The organism is Acinetobacter sp. CY05 (genome assembly GCF_059515805.1).
This window is the reverse complement of record NZ_JCAKMW010000008.1, coordinates 1-2,157: the sequence shown is the minus strand read 5'-3', so window position 1 is coordinate 2,157 and position 2,157 is coordinate 1. Positions and strand designations below refer to the sequence as shown.

Sequence of the window (2,157 nt, the reverse complement as noted above, 5' to 3'; positions counted from 1 at the left end):
CCTGCTGCTTGATGTTTGTCTTCTGCATCTTTTACAAGTGCTTCAGCTTCATCAATTGCATCATCTTTACCATTGCCATCTTGGTCATTAACCGGTGGTACAACAAGTGGTTCTAAAGTATCTAAACGATCTTGGAAGCCATCTTTACCTGCACCTTCTGGTAGCGTATCGACTGCCTCTTGTGCTGTATCTTTAGCCGTTTCTGCTGCATCAACTGCATTTTGAATCGCTTGTTGCTCTTCAGGTGTGATCAGACCATCTTCTTGCGCATCAGCAATGATGTCTTCTGCTGCTTGATGTTTATCTTCTGCATCTTTTACAAGTGCTTCAGGGTCATTAACTGGCGGTACCACAAGGTCTTCTAGTTCATCTATACGATCTTGTAGACCAGACTTGTCTTCACTCTCAGGTAGGTTATTGACCGCACCTTGAGCTGCGTCTTCTGCATCTTTCGCTGCATCAACTGCATCTTGAATCGCTTGTTGCTCTTCAGGTGTGATTAAACCGTCTTCTTGCGCATCAGCGATGATATCTTCTGCTGCTTGATGTTTGTCTTCTGCATCTTTTACAAGTGCTTCAGCTTCATCAATTGCATCATCTTTACCATTGCCATCTTGGTCATTAATTGGCGGTACCACGAGGTCGTCTAGTTCGTCTAGACGATCTTGTAAACCAGACTTGTCTTCACTCTCAGGTAGGTTATTGACCGCATCTTGAGCTGCGTCTTCTGCATCTTTCGCTGCATCAATCGCATCTTGAATCGCTTGTTGCTCTTCAGGTGTGATTAGACCATCTTCTTGCGCATCAGCGATGATATCTTTTGCTGCTTGATGTTTGTCTTCTGCATCTTTCACTAATTCTTTAGCTGTATCTAAATCACGATTTGATTCTTTCTTATCATCATCATCAGCTGCTACAGCAATTAAACCACCGACTGCCAAGGCACCTAGCGCCCATGGCCAGATGTATGCACCGACAAAATCATCACCATAGAGTAGTGGTTGAATATTTTGTTCTTCAACCAAATAATATCTTAGGCTATCGAGTACGCCATCTTGATTGCTAAATTCGACACGATAAAGTTCGCCCGAATCGCTTGTAAACACAATTGTGTTATCTGGAAAAGAAAAGAAATTATCAATAACGATAACTTCACCATCTTTTAATGTAATTACCGCAGAATTCCCTTGTCGTACGATTGAAGCAACTTGTTCTCTCGGTACATTAACTAAGACGACTGAGTTTTCACTCAGGGATATTTGGGAGGACTCACCGGACTGTAAGGTCTGATGACTCTCCTTTGCTACAACAGAGAGCTGAGCCATAATTGGTAAACCTCTTTATTTTGAATAATTTAGACTTATTTTAAATGACCAATATAAATACTATATTGAGTTCCATTTTATTTTTTTGCCAACTAGCATCAATACTATATATTCTGTAATCCAATCTTTAAAATATTAAAAACTAAACTCTTTATGCTTTATTATTTTTTATACATACAATCATAAGCTTAGCTAATTATTGTTTTTTGTAAAAAACATTTTTTTACAAAATTAGTTAAATTCAATTACAATTCACTTACTTATTAAATAATACAGTTTTGTATTATAAATGTATAGCTAGATTGAAGTTTTAGGCTACACTTTAAATCAACTAAAACATTGATGTTACATAATTAAATTTAAAAATATTGTAGCCAAAGGATGTGGTCTAGCTATATCAAAGTATTATTAGTTATTGAATTAATTACAATAATTCTACAAATTCTTTGCCTAGCTTATTCTAATATACTATAGATCTCTTTCATAAATCAAAAAATGATCTTCTTTTTGATTAATATTTGCACTCCATATTTCTTGACATTCGTGCATAATCTGCGGATGAAATACATCGATTCAAACAAGCTTTCTGATCCTCAGTTCAAGCGATACACGGGCATCTCATGGTCAACCTTCTATTTGATGGTTGAGCAATTGCAGAAGCATGTTCCCTGCCAAAGGCAGACCACCCAAGTTAAGCCTGGAGGATCAGGTTCTGCTCTGTTTGAGCTATTGGCGGGAATACCGAACCTTATTTCACGTTGCGACGAGTTACGGGGTTTCAGAGCCCACAGCCTCAAGAATTGTCCGTCATGTTGAAGACTGCCTGATTCGG

At 38.1% G+C, this 2,157-nt stretch carries 2 protein-coding genes; one reads left to right on the top strand and one right to left on the bottom strand.

Annotation, left to right across the window (positions count from 1 at the left end; all coding sequences use genetic code 11):
* Positions 1-1,325: GA-like domain-containing protein (locus tag AC5YCD_RS08045; RefSeq protein ID WP_496129539.1), on the bottom strand; the 1,325-nt coding region annotated here is incomplete at its 3' end.
* A gap of 661 nt (positions 1,326-1,986) precedes the next feature.
* On the opposite strand from AC5YCD_RS08045, the gene AC5YCD_RS08040 reads away from it, so the two are divergent.
* The coding region (locus AC5YCD_RS08040; protein ID WP_496129540.1) for a helix-turn-helix domain-containing protein at positions 1,987-2,157 on the top strand (171 nt) is incomplete at its 3' end.